Here is a 22,816-nt window from a genome sequence, read left to right as displayed (position 1 = left end):
TCAGCGACTGCTGTCGACGTTGGCGAACAGTCCTATCCAGCTTTCTGAAGGACCATGGGTGAAGTCAGGGCGTAGGCGCCGTTCTGATAGATCAGCGGATCGACATCGGCGGCGAATGCCACGCCCGCGACCCGGCCGATGATGATGTCGTGGGTGGCATAGGAGATCGCCTGATCCATCTCGCAGAACAGGTTCGCCTGCGCGCTTCGCAGGTAGGGAACGCCTTCCTTCTCGGTCCACTCGCCGATGTCGAAGCGCCGCTCGGTCGGGCACCCGCCGCTGAAGGAGTTGGATATGTCGGCCTGCGAGGCGCGCAGCACGTTGATGCAGTAACGCCCCTCTTCCTTGAGCGGCATGCTGATCGACGACTTGCGGTTGATGCAGGCGAGGATCGACATGGGAGCGAAGCTGAGCGCCGTGACCGACGTGACGGTTATGCCGTGTCGGCGGCCGTCATGCGTGCATGTGATCACGCTGACCGTGGATGCCACGCGCCGCATCGACTGACGGAAATGCTCGGTTCTGAGGTCCTGCGAGAGCATCTGAGCTTCCTCATTCTCGACTCGATGATTGCGGATTATCTACAATCTGTCAATTCGCGCTTGGCACTTTCCTGTCGACGTCGTGGCTGGACCGCGTGGTGGTCGTGTGCTCCGTCCGGCCCCGGAAGCGAGACCTGGCACGCCAGATCCCGTGACTGTTGAGATGACGGAGATCGCAGGTCGAGGACGCACAGCGCGAGGGACAGTCTCGCTGTTCCTCGAGTTCCTCGATCGTCAAGACGGCGCCTTCGGGATCCAAGCCGGCCCCGCCTCGCGCATGTTCAAAAGGCGCGACGGCGACCTGTTGCAGATTGTAGATAATCTGCATATGAATGGATGAAAAGCAAGGGGTTGATATGCATGGCGCGGGAGGGGATGGTCGAGAGATCAGACGTGGCCGTCATCGGTTCGGGGCCGATGGGGTTCGGCATGGTGCGTTCGCGGGTTGCGACGCGGACATGCGATCATCATCGGTCATCCGGCAGGTGACCCGCTGACGGCGCTCGGATCCGCCAATTTTGGCGAGACGAACGTCTTGGTGGCCCCCCCTCTCGGCTCGTCTGAAAGCCACGCCGACGAAGGGGTCCCCTGCCCCGCGCCCACGCCAATCGACTTCGTGCCAATCATCAGGAATCGGAGACCATCATGACCAGAAGCTTTGAAGGCAAAGTCGTCGTCGTGTCCGGCGCGGCAGGGGGCGTCGGCCGAGCTGCAGTCTCACTCTTCATCGAAAACGGCGCCAAAGTATGCGCAACCGATATCAGCCCCGCCGTTGCCGAGCTGGAGCGAGAGGCGCCCGGCGACATCGTTGCGGTTGTCGCCGATGTGACCAAGGCCGCGGACGTCGAGACGATTTTCGCGACAGCCGAGCAACGGCTCGGTCCGGTCGATGTGCTCGTCAGCAACGCCGGCTTCATCATTTCGAAATCCGCGCACGACACCGCCGAAGATGAATGGGACCGCGTCATGGATGCGAACGCCAAATCCTTCTTCCTGATGTCGAGACGCGCACTGCCCTCGATGCTTGCACGTGCCAGGGGCTCGATCGTCGCGACGGGGTCGATCTCGAGCGTCGTCGGCTTGCCGGAGCAGGCAGCCTATTGCGCCGCCAAGGGCGCCCTCCTCCAACTCGTGCGACAGATGGCCGTCGACTATGCGTCCCGTGGCATCCGCGTGAATGCCGTGGGAGCAGGATCCATCAACACCCCTTTCCTGACCCGCTACCTCGAAGGCCTGGACGATCCTGCCGCAGGCGAGGCCGCCATCAGGAGCGCTCATCCGATCGGCCGCTGGGCCGAGCCCAAGGAGATCGCCGATGCGATCCTCTATCTCGCCGGTCCGGGCGCGTCCTTCGTGACAGGGCACATCCTGATGGCCGACGGCGGCTACAGCGCCCGCTAAGCAGCCTCACCGGCCCTCACCCCGTAACAACGCCGCGGTGCGCTCATCGTCGGCGTTGAAGTCCTCTTGCGTCAGGACCGGATATCGCCCGGCCAGCAGACCCAGGCGCTTGCCGGTGGTGCCTCCTCTGGTGACCGGCACGAGCTTGGCCACCGGCTTGCCATTCCGAGCGATGATGATCTCCGCCTCGGCACCGCTCTCGACCGCCTGGACCAGCCGCGAAAGCCGCGTCCCGGCATCCGACATGTTGACAATCGTCACGGCCGACCCCTCCCTGGTCAGACTTGGCCAAGGTGGCCGGCACAAGCCGGGGGCGTCCGTCTCACCCCACCTTGACGGTCGGCAGTCCCCAGATCTCGTCGGAATAGTCGCGGATGGTGCGGTCGGAGGAGAACCAGCCCATGCGCGCCACGTTGAGGATGGCCTTCTCGCGCCAGGCGGCGGGCGTGCCCCAGAGCGCATCGATCCGGCGCTGCATGGCGCTGTAGCTGGTGAAGTCGTCGGTGACCAGGAACCAGTCGGAATTGGTCAGGTTGTCGACCGTGCCGCGGTGGCGCTGCGGGTCGGCGGGCGAGAACACGCCGGAGCCGACCGCGTCGAGCACCTCGGCGAGCGCCGGATCGGCCTCGATATTGGCGCGCGGGTTGAGGCCCTTGGCGCGGCGGGCCTCGACCTCGGCGGCGGTGAGGCCGAAGATGAAGATGTTGTCGGCCCCGACATGGTCGCGCATCTCGACATTGGCGCCGTCGAGGGTGCCGATGGTGAGGGCGCCGTTGAGGGCGAACTTCATGTTGCCGGTGCCGGAGGCCTCCATGCCAGCGGTCGAGATCTGCTCGGAAAGATCGGCAGCCGGGATGATCACTTCGGCCAGGCTGACATTGTAGTTCGGCAGGAACGCCACCTTGAGGAGGTTGCGCACTGCCGGATCGGTGTTCACCATCTTGGCGACGTCGTTGATCAGCTTGATGATGTACTTGGCCGAGGTGTAGCTCGCCGCCGCCTTGCCGGCGAACACCTTGACGCGCGGCACCCAGTCCTTTTCGGGATGGGTGCGGATGGCGTTGTAGAGGGCGATCGTCTCCAGGATGTTGAGGAGCTGGCGCTTGTATTCGTGCATGCGCTTGACCTGCACGTCGAACAGCGCGGCCGGATCGACCCTGAGGCCGAGGGTCTGCTGGATGGTCTTGGCCAGGCGTGCCTTGTTGGCGTGCTTGACCGCGGCGAAGCGCTCCTGGAACCCGGGATCCCTGGCGAAGGGTTCCAGCGCCACCAGCTTCTCCGCATCGTCCAGGAAGCCCTCGCCGATGGTCTCGCGCAAGAGGCCGGCGAGGCCGGGATTGGCGGTCATCAGCCAGCGGCGCGGGGTGATGCCGTTGGTCTTGTTGGTGATGCGGCCGGGGAAGACGGTGTTGAGGTCGCGGAACACCGTCTCCTTCATCAGCTCCGAATGCAGCGCCGAGACCCCGTTGACCTTGTGCGAGCCGACGAAGGCGAGGTTGCCCATGCGCACCCGCCGGCCGTGGCCCTCGTCGATGATCGACACCGCGGCGATCATCGCATCCGTGGCGCCGGCGGCGCGGGCCTCGGTCAGCACCCGGGCGTTGATGGCGTAGATGATCTGCATGTGGCGCGGCAGCAGCCGCTCCAGCAGCGGCACGGGCCAGGATTCCAGCGCCTCCGGCAGCAGGGTGTGGTTGGTGTAGGAGATGGTGTCGCGCGTCAGGGCGAAGGCATCGGCCCAGGACATCGCATGGATGTCGATGAGGATGCGCATCAGCTCCGCGACGGCGATGGCGGGATGGGTGTCGTTGAGCTGCACCGCCGCCTTCTGGGCCAGGGTGCGGATCTCGCGGTGCTGCTTCAGATGGCGGCGCACCAGGTCCTGCAGCGAGGCGGAGGTGAAGAAATACTCCTGCCGCAGGCGCAGCTCCTGCCCGGCGGGGGTGGAATCCGCGGGGTAGAGCACCCGCGAGATCGATTCGGCCTTGGTGCGGGCGGTGAGCGCGCCGATATGGTCGCCGGCGTTGAAGGCGTCGAGCGAGATCGGATCGGGCGAACGGGCCGACCACAGCCGCAGCGTGTTGACGCGCAGGCCACGCCAGCCGACCACCGGCGTGTCGTGCGCCACGGCGAGCACGGTCTCGGCCGGCTTCCAGGCATGCACGGCCGAGCCGTCCCAGCCCTCGGACGCCTCGACCGCGCCGCCGAAGCCTATTTCATAGGCAACCTCGCGGCGCGGAAATTCCCAGGGGTTGCCGTAGGCGAGCCAGTTCTCCGGCGATTCCGTCTGCCAGCCGTCGATGATGTTCTGGCGGAACAGGCCGTTCTCGTAGCGGATGCCGTAGCCATAGGCCGGCACGCCGACGGTCGCCATGCTCTCCATGAAGCAGGCGGCGAGGCGTCCGAGGCCGCCATTGCCGAGCGCCGCATCGGCCTCCAGCTCGGCGATCACGTCGAGGTCGACGCCGACCGAGGCCAGCGCCTCGCGGGCGGTGCCGAGCAGGCCCATATTGTTGAGGCCATCCTTGAGCAGGCGGCCGATCAGGAACTCGAGAGAGAAGTAATAGACGCGCTTGCCGCCCATGCGGTAGACGCCGCGCGTGGTCGCCATCCAGCGGTCGACGATGCGGTCGCGCAGCGCCAGGCTGAGGGCGCGCAGCCAGTCATGGTCGCGGGCGACGATCGGGTCCTTGCCGACGGCATAGGTGAGCTTGGCCAGGATGAGGTCGCGGAAGGAACGGGCATCCCCGGTGGCTTCCGGCAGGGCGCTGGCCTCGTCGGCGACGGCCAGCGCCGCATCGGCGGCATAAAGTCTCTGCTCGAGTGTCTTGTCCATCGGCACTGTCGGCATTCCCTGGCACAGAGAGGCACGTCACGGCGCCGCCCGACGGCAATCCGGCGGCGCTCGGCAACCCTGCTGAGGCCGCGCCGACCTGCGTCGGCGCCCCCGCCGTTGCTTTAGCTCAGAAGCAAGACTCATGCGAGGGCCAAGAGCTGCCTGATGTCCAGGCATGGCGCGTCATCGTGCAGATTTCCGCCGGGCGCGTCCTTCCCACCACAGCGCCCGCGCGCGGGCGCGTCTTTGCTCCATGACGACGCCCGCTCGCGGGCACGTCCTTCCCCTGACGACGGCCGCCCTGTCTTTGCACCGCAAAAATCTTCCGGGATATAAGAGCCCAAACGTGGAGTTCGGCATGTCGCTCGTCATCGGCATCGATATCGGCACATCGGGCGTGCGCGCCATGGCGGTGGACGAGCGCGGCAGGATCATGGGCGAGGCACGCACCGCCCTGCCCGCCCCCGAGCGCCGGGGCGCCGCGGTCACCCAGGACCCCGGCCTGTGGTGGACGGCCTGCGAAGCCTCGCTCGCCGTGCTCGCCAGGCAGATCGATCCGGCCGCGGTCGCGGCCCTGGCGGTGGACGGCACGTCGGGCACCATGCTGGCGGTCGATGCGGCCGGCGAGCCGCTCGGCCCCGGCCGCCTCTACAATGACGGTGCCGCCGAGGCGGCCGCCGCCCTGATCGGCCGCCTCGCCCCCGCGACCAGCGCAGCGCATGGCGTCACCTCGGGCCTGGCCAAGGCGATCGAGCTCGCCGCCTCGGGGCCGGCACGCATCCTGCACCAGGCCGACTGGGTTGCCGGGCGCCTCAGCGGCCGCTTCGACGTCTCCGACGAGAACAACGCCCTCAAGACCGGCTACGACCCGGTGGCACGGGCCTGGCCCGACTGGATCGCCGAAACGGGCTTCGACCGCGGCCTGCTGCCTGATGTGGTCGAGCCGGGCACCGCCGTCGCCCCGGTCCTGCCGGCGATCGCCGCCCGCTTCGGCTTCCCCGCCGGGGCGATCGTCGCCAGCGGCACCACCGACGGCTGCGCCTCGTTCCTGGCGACCGGCGCCGACCTCGCCGGCGACGCGGTGAGCGCGCTCGGCACGACGCTCACCGTGAAGCTCCTGTCGGACGTGCCGATCTTCTCGCCCGCGCACGGCATCTACAGCCACCGTCTCGGCGAGCGCTGGCTGGCGGGCGGCGCCTCCAATTCGGGCGGCGCGGCGCTCTTGCAGTTCTTCACGCCGGAGCGCATGGCCGAGCTCGAGCCGCGCCTCGATCCCGCCCGTGACAGCGGCCTCGACTATTACCCGCTGCCCAAGCCCGGCGAGCGCTTCCCCGTCGCCGATCCGGCGCTGGCGCCGCGCCTCACGCCGCGGCCGGCGGACGACGCTCTGTTCCTGCAGGGCCTGCTGGAGGGCGTGGCCGCCGTGGAGGCGCAGGGCTACCGGCTGCTGGCCGAGCTCGGCGGGCCGAAGCTCCGACGCGTGATCTCGGTCGGCGGCGGCGCCAAGAACGCCGCCTGGACGGCGATCCGCGCCCGCAAGCTGGGGGTCGCCGTCTCGACCGCCGCCACGGACGAAGCGGCCTACGGCACGGCGCGCCTCGCCCGGCTCGCTCTGTCCCGGCCGGCAGCGTGACCCGTCCGATGACGCGCCCCCCGTCCCGCCCCGTCACGCGCCTGCGCGACATCGCCCCGGCCTATCGGCTGTTCTTCGTCGACCAGTTCGGGGTGCTGCGCGACAGCCAGGCGGCCTATCCCGGCGCGATCGAAGCCTTGCGCCAGCTCCGGGCCGAGGGCCGCAAGGTGGTGATCGTCTCCAATTCCGGCAAGCGCTCGGCGCCGAACGAGGAGCGGATGGAGCGGCTCGGCTTCGAGCGCGCCTCCTGGGACCTGTTCCTGTCCTCGGGCGAGGTGGCCTGGCGCATGCTCGCGGCCCGGCCCGCCTCTGAGCGGCCGAAGCGCTGCCTGATCCTGGCGCGCGACGGCGACGTCTCGCCGATCGAAGGGCTCGGCATCGCCGTGGCCGAGAGCGCCGCGGAGGCCGACCTCGTGCTGATTGCCGGCTCGGAGGCGCCGGACAGGACGCTCGCCGACTACCAGGCCCTGCTCGAGCCGGCGGCGGCGCGCAAGGTGCCGGCGCTGTGCATCAACCCCGACATGACCATGCTGGTGGCCGGCGGCACCGCCTTCGGCGCCGGGCGGATCGCCCGCCTCTACGCCACGCTCGGCGGGCCGGTGACCTGGATCGGCAAGCCCTATCCCGAGATCTACCGCAGCGCGCGGGCCATCGTCGGCCTCGACGGCCCGGCGCTCGGCATCGGCGATTCCGTCGAGCACGACATCGCCGGCGCCAAGGGGGTCGGCGCCGATGCCGCGCTGGTCCTCGCCGGCATCCATGCCGGCGAGGAGGATCTCGAGGCGGTCTACCTGAAGGAGGGCGCCCGGCCGGACCACGTGCTGGAGCGCTTCGTGTGGTGAGCGCAGGCCCTGCCCGGTCGGTCCCGTCCCCTCGGCGGGAGACGATGTGTCTCGACGGCGGCACGCGCCGGTCCGCCGGCTGCATACGAGGGAGAGCGTCATGAAGGTCGGCATTGTCGGGCTGGGGTTCCGCATGGAGTACCTCGCCCGGGTGTTCACGGCCCTGGTCCCGGGCTTCAGCATCGTCGGCCATGTCGATCCCTCGCCGGCGGGGCTGCCGGGCCTCGTCAAGCAGGGGATCGACGCCGGACGCAGCTTCGGCACGATCGAGGCGATGGCCGCGGCCGCTCCGCTCGACATGCTCATGGTCGGCTCCCCCAACCATCTGCATCTGGAGCACATCCGCACCGGCCTCGAGCTCGGCCTGAAGGTCTTCAGCGAAAAGCCCGTGGTGACCTCGGAGGACGAGACGCTCGAGCTGCTGCGCCTCATCGCCCGCCATGGCGGGCCGGACCGGGTGATGGTCGGGCTCGTCCTGCGCTACGCCCCGCTCTATGTCGACCTCAAGAAGGCCATCGCCGCGGGCGCCATCGGCACGATCTGCAGCATCGAGGCGTCCGAGCACCTGGCCCCTTATCACGGCGCCTTCTTCATGCGCGATTGGCGCCGGTATGAGCGCTATTCCGGCAATTTCATCTTGGAGAAATGCTGCCACGACCTCGACCTCTACCAGGGCGCGGTCGGCGCGAGGCCGATCCGCGTGGCGAGCTTCGGCGGGCGCAAGTCGTTCGTCCCTGAGAACGAGGTCCGGCACAATCTCGACGTCTACCACCGCAAGCCGAGCGGCTGGATGGGGACCGACAAGGTCTTCGACAGCGATGCCGATATCATCGATTACCAGACCGCGATCGTCGAATACCAGGGCGGCGCGGCGATGACCTTCCACACCAACATCAATGTTCCCGACGAATACCGCCATTTCTGCGTTATCGGGGCAAAGGGCATGGCGGAAGGCGATTTCGTGCGGAACTATTTCCGGCTGACCGATGCCCGCACCGGCGAGCGGCTGGAGGAGAAGAGCTATACCGGCACCGAGCTCTCGGCTCATTATGGCGCCGACGAGCAGATGGCGACGGATATCGCCGCCCATGTCCGCACGGGAGCGCCTCTTCCGGTTTCGGTCGAGGACGCGCTGGAGGCCGGCATCACGGCGATCAAGATCGACGAGGCGCGCAAGCTGAGGCAGGTGATCGACCTGACCGAGACCTGGAAGCGCTTCGATGCGGCACGGGCGGGCGAACTCCCGGCGATGGCCGGCTGATCGCGCAGCGTCCCGGCCCGGGCGGGATCAGACGTCCTTGAGGCCGATGCCGAACAGGTCGTCGTGCATATGACGGACCGCCACGCCGAGCCCGCCGATCAGGGCGGCGCGGCCGCCGAACTGGCTGATCTCCAGCCGGATCGGATAGGGCGTGCATCGCGGCAGCAGGCGGCGGATGGCATCGACCAGTTCCGGCCGGGATCCGATATTGCCCCCGAGGATCACGATCTCAGGGTCGAGGATGACCCCGATCGCGGCGATCGCCACCGCGATGAGACGCGCGGTCTCCTCGATCGTGGCTGTCGCGCTGGGCCCGCCGGCGGCGAAGGCGGAGAACAGGTCCTTGACGGTGCTGTCCTCCGGGCCGCCGAAACCGGCGTAGCGCCGGGCGATCGCCGCGCTGCCGACGGCGCTCTCGAGCGTGCCGAGCGTGAAGCTGCGCGGGTCGAAGGGATCCCCGCCGAGCGGCAGAAAGCAGATCTCGCCCGCCGCGCCGCGAGCGCCACGCACCAGCGCGCCATTGGCGACGATGCCCATGCCGATGCCGGTGCCGAGGGCGATGAAGGCGAAGTTCTTCTTGTCCGCGCCGTGGCCGCGCCACTGCTCCCCGAGGGCTGCAAGGTTGACGTCGTTCTCAATGAGCACGGGGATGCCGAGCCGCCCGCCGAGCAGCCGCCGCATGTCGATGGACTCCAGTCCCGGCACATTGGGGGCCGCTCGGATCTGGCCGGTCGCCGGATCGAAGACGCCCGGCGTTCCCAGCACGGCCAGCCTGAGATCGCCGATCCCGACATCGGCCTCGGCGGCGAGCGCATGAAGGCTCGCCTCGAACTGGTCGACCAGATGCCGGCCGCCGCGGGGATCGGTCGGAACCACGGTCTCGGCGATGATGGTCCCGAGCAGATCGCCGATGGCGACGGCAATCTTGGCTCCGCCGAGGTCGATCGAAGCGGCAAGCCCGGCTCGCGCGTTGAGCTCATAGGTGATGGCGCTGCGGCCCCGCTTGCCGTCGGTCCGGCCGCTGCTGCGCAGCCAACCCTCGTCGATGAGATCCTGCACGACCTCGGAAACCGTCTGCTTGGACAGGCCGGTCAGCTTGGCGATGTCGGCGCGCGAGATCGGTCCCTTGGCGAGAACCGTGCGGACCGCCGCATTCGTGGAAATCTTCCGGGCGATCGGCGTGGAGGATGTGGTCTGTGCAGCCATTGCCGGATTGCCGTTCTGGCTCAATTTGTCAGGGAGCCGGACTTAATATGGACGAAAAATGACATTGTTGCACGAAATGGGCAATGTCCGGTCGTCCTCTCCCGCAATGAGAGCGGGGTCTCCCAGGCTCTCGGTCAGATTTCGTCCGGCTCATTGACAAAAATACATTCGGACTCATAGTTTGAAGCCATGGCGGATCTGCGTATTCCGGAGGTCAGCGATGAAATCGGCTCGATCCGGAAGGATCCCGGCAGAGGTCCCGTCCCTGCGTCCGGCGGTGAGGGATCGTTCCGCTCGTTCTTTTTCGTCGCCTCCCGCGTGCGCGGACGATGGTGATGGACGATCGCGCCATGCGCTGCCCGTGCCGAGCGCGGGGGCCGTGCACGGCGGCGCGGACCGGCCGGTCTTCGGCCCCTTGAGCGCCAGCGGGGCTCGACGCCGGCCGTGTGGCCCATGAGCGAGGCGCCCAGGATGCGCCCCAACCGGGCCGGCGAGCTCGAAACGGCCCACCCGGTCCTGCTTCCGATCATGGCGCCTCGCCTCCAGGCGACCTGCTCTCCCCTAGGCTGGATCGACCTGGCGCTCTGGGGCGCGGGCAGCCTGGGGCGGGTGCGGTTTTCGCCACTGGCCGGCCCGTTTGTCTACGGTCCCAACCGCATCGCCACCGGCGAGGGGGGCGTGTTCGCGGCCCGGTCGGCGCCGGTCGTCCTCATCCGCGGGGCCCGTGTCGCCGGACTCTACCCCGCCAGGCGCTGCGCGTGGTGGCACAAGGTCCCCGACGATGCGCCGAAGCCGGCCATCACCATCGCGGGCCGACGCCGCACGGCGAGGCTCGGCTGGGGCGTCATCGCGCTTGCCGTCGAGGGTGGCGACATCCGCATCGCCGTCGGCGCCTCGTCGGCCGAAGCCGAAGAGGCGTTGACCCTCGCCGGTGACGCGATCCTTGCCGAGGCCACCGCCCATCAGGCGCAGTGCGACCGGATGCCCGAAGCCGATCCGTTGCTGCGCAGCATGGTCATGCAGGGTGTGCACGCCGCGCTGTCGAGCATCAGGCAGAATGCGGACGGCACGTTCGGCGGTCTGGCGGCCGGGCAGGACTACAGCGCGCCGGCGCGGACCTATTATCGCGACGGCTACTGGACGCTGCAGCCGCTGCTGACGCTGGCCCCCGATGTCGTGCGCGAGCAGATCCGCGTCCTGGCGAAGGGCGTCCAGCCCGACGGCGAGGCGCCGAGCGGCGTGCTCCTGACCGGGGCGGCCCAATCCGCCGCGTGGCAGGAATACCGCAGCCGACCGGTCGAGGACCGGCGCTTCCCCCACCACCACAATCGTCCGCAGGACTGGTGGAGCGATCATTTCGACAGTCCGCTGTTTTTCATCCTCGCTCTCGGGGACTATGTCCGGGCGACCGGCGACCGGGCAGAGGCGCGGCGGCACTGGCCGGCCGTCACGGCGATCATCACGCGCTATCTCGGCTTTGCCGGTCCCGGCAGCGTGCTGCCCCTGAAGCCGCGCAACGACCGCGACTGGGCGGACAATGTGTTCCGCGAGGGGCTGGTCGCCTACGATCTCGGCCTCTTCGTCGGCGCCCTCGACGTCGCTGCCGAGCTCGGCGCGGACGATGATCCGGCAACCGCCGAGACGGCCCGCCGGACGGCAGCCCGCGCCCGGGAGGAGATCGAGGCGCGCCTCCATGTCCCGGCGCGCAACGGATATGCGGACTATGCCGCCGATGACGGCTTCGTCGAGGATCATCTGACGCTCGACAGCCTGACGCTCGCCCGCTACGCGGCGATTTCCGACGAGCGGGCTCGCGGCCTGCTCGCAGCGGTCGCCGAGACCCTGGAGACGCGCCACAATGCGGAGCAGCCCTATGGCGACTGGGGCGTCATGTGCGCCTACCCGCCCTACAAGCGCGTCCGCGACCTGCGCGCCAAGACCGCCTTTGCCTTCCGCTACCACAACGGCTCGGACTGGCCCTATTGGGACGGCGCCTATGCCGAGGAACGGCTGCGCCGCGGTCTCGGCGGGGCGCGCTACGCCTTGACGCGGTGGTGGCAGACCTGCCTCGCCAACGGATGGGCCGGCGCCGTGGAATATTTCTCCCCGCCCTTCGGCCGCGGCTCGCTCCTGCAAGGCTGGAGCGCCATGCCGGCCGCGGTCGCGCTCAAGCACGGCCTCCCAGCGGTCAACGAGGAGCCGGGCTCATGAGGCGCGGTGCTGCGGACCAGAGGCTTCGTCCGGGGATCATTGAATCGTCACACAGCGTCGGCCCGAAACGGTCGGACGAGACGCAGCCATTGTCGATGAGCATGCAACGCTTGCCGCTCCCCTCCCCACCCATCTCGGGTGTTCGCGAGATGGGCTCATCAGTGAGCAAGTCGGAAACATCCGACTTGCGACGGGGAGGGGTAAGGGGCTGGGGGTCCACCAGAATTGAGCGCAGCGCGCGTTACAAGATGCTCTTTTTCAGGTCGATCCACCTCACTCCGCACGCCCCCCACCCCGTACCCCTCCCCGCCGATCTCGGGTGTTCCCGAGATCGGCCACCAGCATGGCAAGTCGGAAACATCCGACTTGCTTGGGGGAGGGGATTGGCCAGCGTCGCGTTCGACGCGGCTTTTCCCGGACGACGCCTAAGCAGAGTTTCGCAGACCGGAACTGTGTTCCTATCCGCGAAGCTCTGCCTAGGTGCGGCGAACCCGTCAGACATCGAGCCTCGTGGCGAAGATGACGTGCCCGTCGCGGCTGACGTCCTCGAAGCCGAGGTGGCGATAGAAGCCCTTGGCGCGCTCGTTCCTCGGGTCGAGCCAGAGATGCACGCCGGCGATGCCCGCCGCCGTCAAGGCCGCGAGCCCGGCCGCGATCATCCTGCGTCCCCAACCGGCGGACTGGGCGTCGGCGAGAATGTTGATGTGCATATGGGCGGGATAGTCCGCGAGGAGCCAGGCCGGCCACGGGTCCGGCCGGGCGATATGCTCGAGGATGGCGGCGTCGCCCGGGCGCGTCGGCACGAGCCCGGCGACATCGCGACGAACCCGCGGCCACCACGCCTGTTCGAGCCGTTCCGCAAAGGCCGCGGTATCGGGCGCGGCGAGGGTGTAGCCGAGCACCCGGCCGCCGCCGACGAGCACGAAGGCGAAGGCCGGCGCACATGTCAGGTAGGGCGCCGCCCAGACATAACCCGGCAATCTCGGATCGCTATAGAGCTCGCTGCCGTCGTCTCCGCCGTCGGCCGTTCTCAGGCAGATGTCGAAGAGTGCGCGTCTGTCTTCTTCAGTTGCCTGACGAATGTGGCGATCGGTGACAAGTTCGACCATCGTATATCCCGCCCGCTCAAGACCCGGTCTTGTCCTCCGAGTCGCTCAACTATAGAATACGCTGACATCTACAAATCCGCATCGTTACAAATCGCAGGGAATTCGTCCATACTGCTCTGAAAGCTCTAACAACAGCTGGCACCACGCAGCAAGGGGGAAGGTCAATGTCGAAGACGATTCTAGGTTTCGCTTCAGTCGCCACGCCGAAATGGGCGATCGCTGCCATGGCAGCCGCCGGACTGACGCTGTCGACCGCTGCGCACGCGCAATCGCTGGCAGTCTGGGATGACCTGACGTTCGAAGGTCAGAGCGCCGTCATCCAGCAGCTCAACAAGGAGTTCGAAGCGGCGCATCCGGGCGTCACGATCACGCGCACCGCGCGCACCTTCGACGACATGAAGCTGACGCTCAAGCTTGCGGTTTCGGCGGGCAACGGCCCCGTGGTGACCAAGGTCAACCAGGGCGCCGGCGACATGGGGGCGATGGTCAAGGAGGGGCTGCTCCTGCCGCTCGACGCCTATATCGCCAAGTACGGCTGGGACAAGCGGCAATCCGATTCGGTGCTGGCGCGGGACCGCTGGTCCGATACCGGCCAGTTCGGCCAGGGCAAGACCTATGGCATTTCCGGCCTGGGCGAGATGGTCGGCCTCTACTACAACAAGAAGATCCTCGACGATGCCGGCATTGCGGTGCCGAACACCTTCGACGACTTCGTCGCGGCTCTCGATGCCTTGAAGGCTAAGGGTGCCGTGCCCTTCATGATCGGCACCTCGAAGCAGCACCTGGCCCTCCACATGATCGCCGCGATCAGCCAGGCCCATATCGATGCCGGCAAACGGGCGACGCTCGATGACCTGATCTACGGCCGCGGCGGCACCTGGAAGACCGACGGCAACGTCGAATCGGCCAAGCTCGTGCAGCATTGGGCCAAGGACGGCTACTTCTTTCCGGGATTCCAGGGCATTTCATCCGACGATGCCGTGCAGCTCTTCGTATCCGGCCAGGGCGCCTTCCTGATCTCCGGCACCTGGTATTTCGGCGACATGCAGCACAATCCCGATATCCACTTCATGCCGGTGCCGGCGCCCAAGGGCATCTCCAAGCCGATGACCGTCGGCGGCGTCGATCTGGCCTGGGCCGTCACCAGTCTCGGCAAGGACCAGGCGACCCAGGATCTGGCCGGCGCCTATATCGACTACATGGTCTCGGAGAAGGCCGCGGCGACCTGGGCGAACGCGGGCTACTTCCCGGCCACCGCCCTCCCGGCGGATGCGAAGGTGACCCTGACGCCGCTCCTGAGCGAGGGCATCGCGATGTGGAAGACCATCAACGCCAATGATGCGCTCGGCCATTATCCCGACTGGGCGAGCCCGACGATGCTGAAGACGATCGACGACAACTCGCCGCATCTGCTTGCCGGCGACCAGACGCCCGAGGCCTTCGTCGATGCCTTGGATGGGGACTATCAGGCCTATCTCAAGGGCAAGAAATAGCAGCGCCTCTCACCAAGCCCACGGCCGCCCCTCGACGGACGGCCGTGGCGCGACAAGGCTTGCGAGAGGGCTGCATGAATCGCTCCGTGCTCGATGGTCCGGCCCGCGGCAACATCGTCTACGTTCTGCCTGCGCTCGCGGTCTATGCGGCTTTCGTGTTCGTCCCGATCCTTGCGGCGCTCGGGCTGAGCCTTGCCGATTGGAACGGCCTCAGCCTGCCGACCTGGGTCGGGCTCGACAACTACATCAAGCTGTTCTCGGACAGCCGTTTCTACATCTCGCTGCGCAACAACGCGGTCCTGATGCTGTTCTATTGCGTCGTGCCGCTCGCCGCCGGCATCATCCTCGCCGCCGCCGTATGGCCCCTGAGGCAGAGGGAGCAGCTCGCCCTGCGCACCTTCTTCTTCATGCCCTATATCATGCCGACCGCCGTCCTCGGCATCATCTGGGCCTGGCTCTACAATCCCGCCTTCGGTCCGATCGACCAGGTGCTGAGGCTGGTCGGCCTCGGGCGGTTCTCCCTGCCGTGGCTGGGCGATTTCACCTTCGTCCTGCCGGCGGTCGGCGTTGTGGCCAGCTGGTACTTCTTCGGCTTTTGCATGGTGATCTTCCTGACCGGCATGCAGCGCATCGATCCGGCGCTGTTCGATACCGCGCGGGTCGACGGGGCCAGGCCCTGGCAGACCTTCCTCTATGTCATCCTGCCGCTGCTCGTGCCCGAAATCCGGGTGGTCCTGCTGCTCACGGTCATCGCCTCGATCAAGAGCTTCGACCTCATCTTCACGATGACGCGGGGCGGGCCCGCCAACGCCACGCTGGTGCCGAACATCTACATGTATCAGCTCGGCTTCGAGCTCAGCCGGTTCGGCTATGCCGCGGCCGTCGCGATCATCGGCGCCATCCTCATCTTCATCGTCAACTACGCGATCCATCGCTTCGTCCGCGCGGCCGACGAAGGAGAGGCGCCGTGACGGCCTCCTCCGCCGGCACCAGCGGGTCGATGCTGCCGCTTCGCCTCATGCTCTGGCTGTTCGCCGTCCTGGCCGTCGTTCCCTTCGCGCTCCTGGTTCTGACCTCGCTCAAGAGCCAGCCCGACGTGCTCCGCGGCGCCTTCGCGCTGCCGGCCTACCCCCATGTCGAGAACTACGTGCATGCCTGGATCGACGGGCATTTCGGCGTCTATTTCTGGAACTCCATCATCGTGGTGATTCCGGTCGTCGTCATCAGCCTCGTCCTCGGCATCCTCAGCGGGTTCGCCTTCGCCTTCCTCAGCTTCCCCTTCCGGCGCACCGCCTTCGCGATCCTGACCATCGGCATGATGATGCCGACCGAGGCCTTCATCATCCCGCTCTACTACGAGATGCGCTATCTCGGCCTGATCAACACCTATGCGGCCATCATCGTGCCGCAGGTCGCGATGTCGATGCCGTTCGCGACGCTGTTCCTGGCCAATGCGATGCGGCTTCTTCCCAGGGAGATCCTGGAAGCGGCCTTGCTGGACGGCGCCAGGCGCCGGTACATTCTCCTGAGGGTCATTCTGCCGTTGATGATGCCCGCCCTGTCGACCCTGGCCCTGTTCCTGTTCATCTGGACCTGGAACGAGTTCCTGATCCCGCTGATCCTAGTCAACGACGACGCCTATCGCACCTTGCCGCTCGGCATGCTGTTCTTCCAGGGGCGGTATACGGTCAACACCCCGGTGCTGACCGCCGGTGCGGTCATCGTGATCTCGCCGCTCATCGTCACCTATCTGATCTTCCAGCGGAAGTTCATCGAAGGCCTGACGGCGGGCGCAGCGAAGTGATGCGGAGAGGCATCGGGGCATGATCCTGGAGGCTGCGGACGGGGACGCGACGGACCGCCTGCAGCGCGCGATCGACCGCGCCGGCGCCCTGGGCACCCGCCTGACGCTGGCCCCGGGCGTGCACGAGACGCGTGGCCTGACATTGCGCTCCGGCACGGACCTGCATCTGGCGGCCGGGGCGATCCTGAGGCCGGCCGGGGACTATGACGCCTATCGCGAGACCTGCGTCGACATCGTCGCCGAGGGCTCCGACCGGGCGATGCTGGTCGCGAGGCAGGCCGAGAGCGTCAGCATCTCCGGGCCGGGGATGATCGAGGCGCCGGGCGCGGCCTTCATCGCCGGCGATCTCGCCGACATGGGCACCCACGAGCCGGCTCGCTTTCGGCCGCGCGTGCTGGTCTTCGAGGGATGCCACGGCGTCCGCCTGAGCGGCCTCGTCATCCGGCAATCGCCGATGTGGACGCTGCACCTCGCTGGCTGCAGCGACGTCCGGATATCCGGCATGACCATCGACAATGACCGGCGCATGCCCAACACCGACGGGATCGTCATCGACTCCTGCGTCGACGTCGAGATCCGCGATGCTGTGATCGCGACCGCCGATGACGGCATCGTGCTGAAGACCAGCCGGCGCGCCAATGGCGTGCCGATCGGGCCGTGCCGCGATGTCAGGGTTTTCGGGTGCCGGATCGAAAGCCGGAGCTGCGCGCTGAAGATCGGCACCGAGACATACGCGGACATCGCGGACATCTCGTTCCGCGACTGCGCAGTGGTCGGGTCCAACCGCGCGCTCGGCCTGTTCTCGCGCGACGGGGGCGCGATCTCCCGGGTCGCCTTCCGGCGCATCGCGGTGGAGTGCTCGGAAACACCGGACGGCTTCTGGGGCTCGGGCGAGGCCATCACCGTCAACGTCCTCGACCGCGTTCCCGATCGGCCGGCCGGATCGATCTGCGACGTCGTGTTCGAAGACATTTCCGGCGTCATGGAAGGCGCGGTGACCCTGATCGCCGAACGCCGGGCGGGCATCTCCGGCGCCGTGCTGCGGCGTGTCGCGCTTGCGCAGCGGCCGGGCGCCCTCGGCACCGGCAGGCGCTATGATCTGAGGCCGACCCGGTTCGATGTGGCACCACCGCCGGGCGCGGAGGGCCGTGCCAATGCCTATGTCAAGGATGCCTCCGGAGAGGTCGTCGGCCTCATGCCGTATCCCGGCGGCCTGCCGGCGCTGTTCTCGTGCCATGTCACCGACCTGGTGATCGACCAGGTCCGCTTCGAGCGGCCCGCACCTCTCCCACAGGGGTGGACCCCACGGGACATGGCGATCGTCGCGGACGAGCCCGAGAAGCCGTGAGGCCCGCTGGACAACGCCGCCGATCCGGCAGCAATCCGGGCCGGAGGCCCTACCCCGCCGCCTGCGCCACCCGCCGGATCGCCGTCGCGGTCGTCGCGGGCCGGTCGTATTCGGGCGGGCGTAGGGCGCCGCCCATGAACACCGCCTCGTTGCGCCAGCGCATGGCACTGACGCCGGGCTCGAAGGCGGCGAAATGGATCTCGGCCGCCCCAGTCTCGGCCAGGATGCGGGCGGCGTTGCGCTGCGTGATGTCGCCGCCCGGCATGACGACGAGGCGGCCGGCGGCGCGCGCGATCAGGGCGCGGATCAGCGGCGCGCCTTCGAGCACGCCGGGCTCCTGGCCCGAGGTCAGCAACCGGTCGACGCCGAGGCCGATGAGGGCATCGAGGCCGGCGAAGGGATCGCGCGAGACGTCGAAGGCGCGATGGAAGGTGACGGACAGCGGCCGCGCCCGGGCGATCAGCGCGGCGCTGCGTTCCGTGTCGATGCCGCCCTCGGCGTCGAGCAGGCCGATGACGACGCCGTCGGCGCCGGCCGCCTTCACCGCCTCGACGTCGGCCAGCATGGCGGCGAACTCGGCCTCGTCGTAGAGGAAGTCGCCGCCGCGCGGGCGGATGATGACGTGCACCTTGACCCGGCCGGCCGCCGCGGCCACGGCCTGGCGCACCATGCCGATGGAGGGCGTGATGCCGCCCTCGATCAGCGCCGCGCAAAGCTCGACCCGGGCCGCGCCCGCCTCGACCGCGGCGGTGACGCCGGCGACGCTGTCGATGCAGATCTCGAGGAGGGGCATGATCATGTCCACGATGAAGACGACTGCGTCCGGGCATAGCGGAGAGAAGGCGCGTTGGCGAGCCGCGCTTTTCGATCTTCCAGACGATGCCAGCGACGACATCTGGCTCGTGGGTTGAAGCGCAACTCGGTTGGCGTTAGAAGTTGGCCATCGCCCTGCTTTAAATTAGCCGAGAGCGCACTTAAAATTAGCCAAATGTCTCACACTGCCTCCACGAGCCCTCCCCTGATACCGCGCCGCGTTCGGCCAAGGGTCGAGCTCGCCCTCTCAGATACTCGGGTCGTCCTCATCGCCGGCCCGCGCCAAGCCGGGAAGACCACGCTTGCCCGGCAGTTCGCCGGTCCGGATCGACCGTACCTCACGCTCGACGATGCCGCGACTCTCGGGGCGGCGCGCGCCGATCCCGTCGGGTTCATCCGTGGCGTCAAGCGCGCCGTGATCGACGAGGTGCAGCGCGCGCCCGAACTCATGCTGGCGATCAAGGAGAGCGTCGACCGCGACCAGGAACCAGGACGATTCCTGCTCACCGGATCAGCCAACCTCGTCGCACTGCCGACGATTGCCGACTCGCTGGCGGGGCGTATGGAGGTCATTTCACTCTTACCATTTGCGCAGACAGAACTCTTCCGGACGCCAGGACGTTTCCTGGAGCGCATTTTCCGCGAAGACATCGCGATCACCGGCGAGCCGGTCGTCGGCGACGACCTCGTTGAGATGGTGTTGCGCGGCGGCTATCCCGAGGCAATCCGACGAGCGACGGCGGCTCGCCGCCGAGCTTGGTTCGAGGACTATGCAGCGCTGATCCTCGATCGAGATGTCCGCGACATCGCCAATATCGACCAGCTCGATCGTCTGCCGCGACTGCTCACCATATTGGCCGAACACGCCGGACAACTGGTCAACCATTCCAGCTTCGGCGCTGCCCTGGCGCTTTCGAGTGTCACCGCGCAGAAATATGTCGCCATCCTTGAGCGAATGTTCCTCGTGCGGACGCTGCCGCCCTGGTCGACCAACCGCCTGAGCCGACTCGTCAAGACGCCGAAGCTGCATTTCCTGGACTCGGGCTTGCTGGCGACCCTACGCGAAACCGACGCCGACCAGGTTCGCGCCGACAGAACGCGCTTCGGACCCATCCTGGAGAGCTTCGTCATCTCGGAGATTGTCAAGCTGGCCGGCTGGTCGGAGCGGTCCCTGACGATGTCGCATTTCCGAACCCGGGCCCAGGACGAGGTCGACCTCGTGATCGAGGATCGCCGCGGCCGCGTCGTTGGCATTGAGGTCAAAGCGTCTGCAACCGTCAGACCACAGGACCTCAAAGGGTTGAGGCGATTGAAGGAAGCGACAGGCGAGCGGTTCGTGCGAGGCCTCGTCCTGCATGACCATGATCGGATCACACCTTTCGACGAAGACATTCACGCCATCCCCATCTCCTGCTTGTGGTCCATGTAACCTCTCTGCCGCGCCCGCCCTTCTAGACCTCCTCCGTCGCCGGCTCGCAGAAGCGGATGAGGTTGCCGTGGCAGTCGACCACGTCGAACTCGCGCATGCCCCAGGGCTTGGTCTGCAGCCGGCCGCGGCGATGGATGACGCCGAGCGGGGCGAAGAGATCGAACAGCGCGTCGATGCCGACCACGTCGATCCAGCAGCTCGTGCTCTGCGGCACCCGCCGGTTGCCGGTCAGCCAGAAATGCAGGCGCACGCCGTCGCGGGCCAGGCCCAGCAGGCCGAGGTCGCGGAACTGCACGGAAAAGCCGAGCCGTTCGTAGAAGGCGATGGTCTCGTCGAAGCTGAGGGAGGCCAGCGTCGGCACGGAGGCGGTCAGGCGCGGCGGCATGATCATGCGCGCCTCCCGCCCGGGCATCCCCCGGCCCTGGTGTCGCGGACTGCCGACGCCGGGCACCCGGCGCCGCCCCGGCGGCCTCTCGATCCTTCCATCACATGCCTCTCGTTGAGAATAGAATACTTCAAAACTGCGCCTGCGTAATGTTCGCAGATTGGAACTGAACAAAACTGCACATTCTAAAGCATTGTAATACTTTATAAATTCCTTGACTCGCGAGTTCTATTCGCCCAGACCCTCCGCTGTGTAGGCCTTTCGGGTGGTTTCGACAAGTTCAATTGCAAAATCACCGCAGTTTTGAATGGCTTTAAGCTGGGTTGGGGTCCCTCTTATGATATTCGCTAGCCGTTTGCGTGCATTTCATCTTGCCGCCGTCTCGATGACGGCTCTCCTGGTCGCCGGCACCGGACCGGTTCTGGCGCAGCAGGCTGCGCCGACGGCCGCCGCGGCAGAGACCGCCCAGCCCGACGGCTCGCAGATCATCCTCGACGCGGTGACGGTGACGGCGACCAAGACGGAGGAGAAGGCGATCGACGTGCTCGGCGGCGCCAGCGTGGTGACGGGCGAGAAGATCAGGCAGATCCAGCCGGGCAGCGTGTCGGAGATCCTGAAGGATATTCCGGGCGTCAGCTCGCAGAACGTGTCCAACGACCCGATGCAGTCCGTCAACATCCGCGGCCTGCAGGATTTCGGCCGCGTCAACGTGCTGGTCGACGGGGCCCGGCAGGACTACCAGATCTCCGGCCACAACCCGAACGGCTCGTTCTATCTCGACCCGGACTTCATCGGCCAGGCCGACGTGACCCGCGGCCCGATCGCCAACATCTACGGCTCCGGCGCCATCGGCGGCGTGGTGTCGCTCTCCACCAAGACGATCGACGACATCCTCACCGACGACGAGAATTACGGCGTGATGCAAAACATCGGCATCGGCACCAACGGCGCCGGCGTCGTCTCCAGCACCTCGGCGGCGGCGCGCTACGGCACGGTGGCGGATTTCTACGGCCAGTTCGTCTACCGCAACACCAACGCCTATGACAACGGCGCCGGCCAGAAGGTGGCAGATAGCGGCCAGGAGATCCTCGGCGGCCTATTCAAGGCGAACTTCCGCCCGGCCGAGGGCCAGACCATCAGCCTCAGCGCCCTGGTGCAGAACTTCGACTATACCAACAACGGCGCCAGCGGCGCGGGCTCGCGCATCCACAACGATGTCGACAGTTCCACCTATACCATCGGCTATCGCTTCCAGCGGCCGGAGATCTGGTGGCTCGACCTCAGCGCCAAGGCCTATTTCACCCAGACGAAGAACGTCCAGACCATGCTGGAGCCGAGCGCGACCTATATCGCGCTCGGCGTCCAGCCGGGCGACAAGCTGTCGGACCGGATCAACACCTACGGCTTCGACCTCTCCAACACCATGCGCTTCTCGACCTCGGTGCTGGACCACACCCTCACCTACGGCCTCGACGGCGCGAAGGACGAGGTCGAGGTCGTCGACAATGCCGGCGGCTATATCGGTGCCTTCACGCCCTCGGGCAATCGCACCCTGTTCGGCGGCTTCATCCAGGACGAGGTGCGCTACGGCGACTGGCTCCGGGTCCTGGGCGGCCTGCGCTATGACAGCTATTCGCTGAAGGGCGGCTCCTACAAGGCGGACGGCGACCGGCTCTCGCCCAAGATCACCGTCGGCATCACGCCGATCCAGGGCCTGGAATTCTACGGAACCTATGCCGAAGGCTACCGCGCCCCATCGGTGACCGAGACGCTGATCGGCGGCACGCACCCCTTCCCGGCCTTCCGGATCCTGCCCAACCTCGACCTGCGGCCGGAGGTCGGGCACAACCTCGAAGGCGGCGTCAACGCCAAGTACGACAACGTCCTGTTCGACGGCGACCGCTTCCGTGCCAAGGCGACGGTGTTCCAGAACAAGATCGACGACTTCATCGACATGGTCGGGGTGGGCGATCCCTATCTCGTGCCGTTCATCCCGGGCATGCCGGTGAGCGTGTGCGCGGTCAGGCCCTCTCTGTGCTTCCCGATCCAGTCGCAGCAATATGTCAACGTCGCCAAGGCCACCATTTCCGGCGTGGAATTGGAAGGCGCCTATGACTGGCAACGCGGCTTCGTCTCGATCGCAGCCACCCACACCAACGGCAAGAACGACGTCACGGGCGGCCCACTGCACTCGGTACCGCCGGACCGGATCTCGACGACGCTGGGCTTCCGCTTCCTCGACGACGCGCTGACGGTCGGCGGCCGCTGGACGCTGGTCGACTCCAGCTCCGGGGACCCCGCCGACCCCATCGCCTTCCCCCCCGCCGGTGGCTATGGCCTGGTCGATCTCTTCTCGACCTACCAGTACAACGAGTGGAGCTCGGCAGCGCTGAGCGTCAACAACCTCTTCGACCGCAAGTACAGGCAATATCTCGACGCTTCGACGTCCCCCGGCCTGACGGTCAAGTTCTCCCTGCAGGTCAAGCTGGCGGCGAAGTGATGA

Annotated in this window: 18 protein-coding genes; 11 read left to right on the top strand and 7 right to left on the bottom strand. The window is 67.2% G+C overall.

From position 1 onward, the window contains the following. Positions 1-32: 32 nt before the first annotated feature. Positions 33-542, bottom strand: a complete 510-nt coding sequence (locus QO011_RS13285) for a flavin reductase family protein (protein ID WP_307272524.1) — start codon at positions 540-542, stop codon at positions 33-35. 645 nt (positions 543-1,187) lie between these two features. Between QO011_RS13285 and QO011_RS13280 the strand changes: the two genes are divergently transcribed. Next, the gene (locus QO011_RS13280; RefSeq protein ID WP_307272522.1) at positions 1,188-1,943 is read left to right on the top strand and encodes an SDR family NAD(P)-dependent oxidoreductase; all 756 of its coding nucleotides are present in this window, start codon (positions 1,188-1,190) and stop codon (positions 1,941-1,943) included. 6 nt (positions 1,944-1,949) lie between these two features. On the opposite strand, the gene QO011_RS13275 is transcribed toward QO011_RS13280, so the two are convergent. Together QO011_RS13275 and QO011_RS13270 are read right to left on the bottom strand one after the other, a co-directional pair. After that, the gene (locus tag QO011_RS13275; protein ID WP_307272520.1) at positions 1,950-2,204 is read right to left on the bottom strand and encodes a type II toxin-antitoxin system Phd/YefM family antitoxin; all 255 of its coding nucleotides are present in this window, start codon (positions 2,202-2,204) and stop codon (positions 1,950-1,952) included. Positions 2,205-2,265: 61 nt separating this feature from the next. Beyond that, positions 2,266-4,779 (bottom strand): glycogen/starch/alpha-glucan phosphorylase, encoded by a 2,514-nt coding sequence (locus tag QO011_RS13270; protein WP_307272518.1) that lies wholly within the window; start codon positions 4,777-4,779, stop codon positions 2,266-2,268. A 358-nt stretch (positions 4,780-5,137) separates the two neighbouring features. Between QO011_RS13270 and QO011_RS13265 the strand changes: the two genes are divergently transcribed. The 3 genes from QO011_RS13265 to QO011_RS13255 all read left to right on the top strand — a co-directional run bounded on the left by QO011_RS13265 (position 5,138) and on the right by QO011_RS13255 (position 8,515). Then, positions 5,138-6,412 carry an FGGY-family carbohydrate kinase gene (locus QO011_RS13265; RefSeq protein ID WP_307272516.1) on the top strand — a complete coding sequence of 425 codons (1,275 nt, stop codon included), beginning with the start codon at positions 5,138-5,140 and terminating at the stop codon, positions 6,410-6,412. Positions 6,413-6,420: 8 nt separating this feature from the next. Then, the gene (locus QO011_RS13260) at positions 6,421-7,254 is read left to right on the top strand and encodes a TIGR01459 family HAD-type hydrolase (RefSeq protein ID WP_307272514.1); all 834 of its coding nucleotides are present in this window, start codon (positions 6,421-6,423) and stop codon (positions 7,252-7,254) included. Positions 7,255-7,354: 100 nt separating this feature from the next. After that, positions 7,355-8,515: a Gfo/Idh/MocA family protein gene (locus tag QO011_RS13255; RefSeq protein ID WP_307272513.1), complete on the top strand. Its 1,161-nt coding sequence runs from the start codon at positions 7,355-7,357 to the stop codon at positions 8,513-8,515. A gap of 27 nt (positions 8,516-8,542) precedes the next feature. Here the strand turns inward: QO011_RS13255 and QO011_RS13250 are convergent, their stop codons facing one another. Beyond that, on the bottom strand, positions 8,543-9,721 hold the full coding sequence (locus QO011_RS13250; protein ID WP_307272511.1) for an ROK family transcriptional regulator: 1,179 nt from the start codon (positions 9,719-9,721) through the stop codon (positions 8,543-8,545). A 453-nt stretch (positions 9,722-10,174) separates the two neighbouring features. Between QO011_RS13250 and QO011_RS13245 the strand changes: the two genes are divergently transcribed. Beyond that, complete coding sequence (locus tag QO011_RS13245) at positions 10,175-11,932, top strand: glucosidase family protein (protein ID WP_307272510.1); 1,758 nt, start codon at positions 10,175-10,177, stop codon at positions 11,930-11,932. A 494-nt stretch (positions 11,933-12,426) separates the two neighbouring features. Here QO011_RS13245 and QO011_RS13240 read toward each other — a convergent pair whose 3' ends face one another. Beyond that, positions 12,427-13,041 (bottom strand): GNAT family N-acetyltransferase, encoded by a 615-nt coding sequence (locus tag QO011_RS13240; RefSeq protein WP_307272509.1) that lies wholly within the window; start codon positions 13,039-13,041, stop codon positions 12,427-12,429. A gap of 224 nt (positions 13,042-13,265) precedes the next feature. On the opposite strand from QO011_RS13240, the gene QO011_RS13235 reads away from it, so the two are divergent. The 4 genes from QO011_RS13235 to pglB all read left to right on the top strand — a co-directional run bounded on the left by QO011_RS13235 (position 13,266) and on the right by pglB (position 17,686). After that, positions 13,266-14,534 carry an extracellular solute-binding protein gene (locus tag QO011_RS13235; protein WP_370881948.1) on the top strand — a complete coding sequence of 423 codons (1,269 nt, stop codon included), beginning with the start codon at positions 13,266-13,268 and terminating at the stop codon, positions 14,532-14,534. Between the two features lie 74 nt (positions 14,535-14,608). Continuing rightward, positions 14,609-15,505 (top strand): carbohydrate ABC transporter permease, encoded by an 897-nt coding sequence (locus QO011_RS13230; protein ID WP_307272505.1) that lies wholly within the window; start codon positions 14,609-14,611, stop codon positions 15,503-15,505. Positions 15,506-15,534: 29 nt separating this feature from the next. Next, a complete protein-coding gene (locus QO011_RS13225) occupies positions 15,535-16,338 on the top strand; it encodes a carbohydrate ABC transporter permease (RefSeq protein WP_307273155.1) in 804 nt (267 codons plus the stop codon). A 19-nt stretch (positions 16,339-16,357) separates the two neighbouring features. Then, positions 16,358-17,686 (top strand): polygalacturonase PglB, encoded by a 1,329-nt coding sequence (gene pglB, locus QO011_RS13220; protein WP_307272504.1) that lies wholly within the window; start codon positions 16,358-16,360, stop codon positions 17,684-17,686. 49 nt (positions 17,687-17,735) lie between these two features. Here the strand turns inward: pglB and QO011_RS13215 are convergent, their stop codons facing one another. Further along, positions 17,736-18,479 carry a copper homeostasis protein CutC gene (locus QO011_RS13215; RefSeq protein ID WP_307272501.1) on the bottom strand — a complete coding sequence of 248 codons (744 nt, stop codon included), beginning with the start codon at positions 18,477-18,479 and terminating at the stop codon, positions 17,736-17,738. 195 nt (positions 18,480-18,674) lie between these two features. Here QO011_RS13215 and QO011_RS13210 point away from each other — a divergent pair, with 195 nt between their 5' ends. Continuing rightward, positions 18,675-19,928 carry an ATP-binding protein gene (locus tag QO011_RS13210; RefSeq protein WP_307272499.1) on the top strand — a complete coding sequence of 418 codons (1,254 nt, stop codon included), beginning with the start codon at positions 18,675-18,677 and terminating at the stop codon, positions 19,926-19,928. A gap of 22 nt (positions 19,929-19,950) precedes the next feature. Here the strand turns inward: QO011_RS13210 and QO011_RS13205 are convergent, their stop codons facing one another. Continuing rightward, on the bottom strand, positions 19,951-20,319 hold the full coding sequence (locus QO011_RS13205; protein WP_307272498.1) for a bleomycin resistance protein: 369 nt from the start codon (positions 20,317-20,319) through the stop codon (positions 19,951-19,953). A 379-nt stretch (positions 20,320-20,698) separates the two neighbouring features. Here QO011_RS13205 and QO011_RS13200 point away from each other — a divergent pair, with 379 nt between their 5' ends. Then, on the top strand, positions 20,699-22,813 hold the full coding sequence (locus QO011_RS13200) for a TonB-dependent hemoglobin/transferrin/lactoferrin family receptor (RefSeq protein WP_307272496.1): 2,115 nt from the start codon (positions 20,699-20,701) through the stop codon (positions 22,811-22,813). Positions 22,814-22,816: the final 3 nt, after the last annotated feature.

It is taken from the genome of Labrys wisconsinensis, from assembly GCF_030814995.1.
In the GTDB taxonomy this organism is placed as follows: domain Bacteria; phylum Pseudomonadota; class Alphaproteobacteria; order Rhizobiales; family Labraceae; genus Labrys; species Labrys wisconsinensis.
Note: the sequence above shows the minus strand (reverse complement) of the source record. Positions and strands in the feature narration are given on the sequence as shown.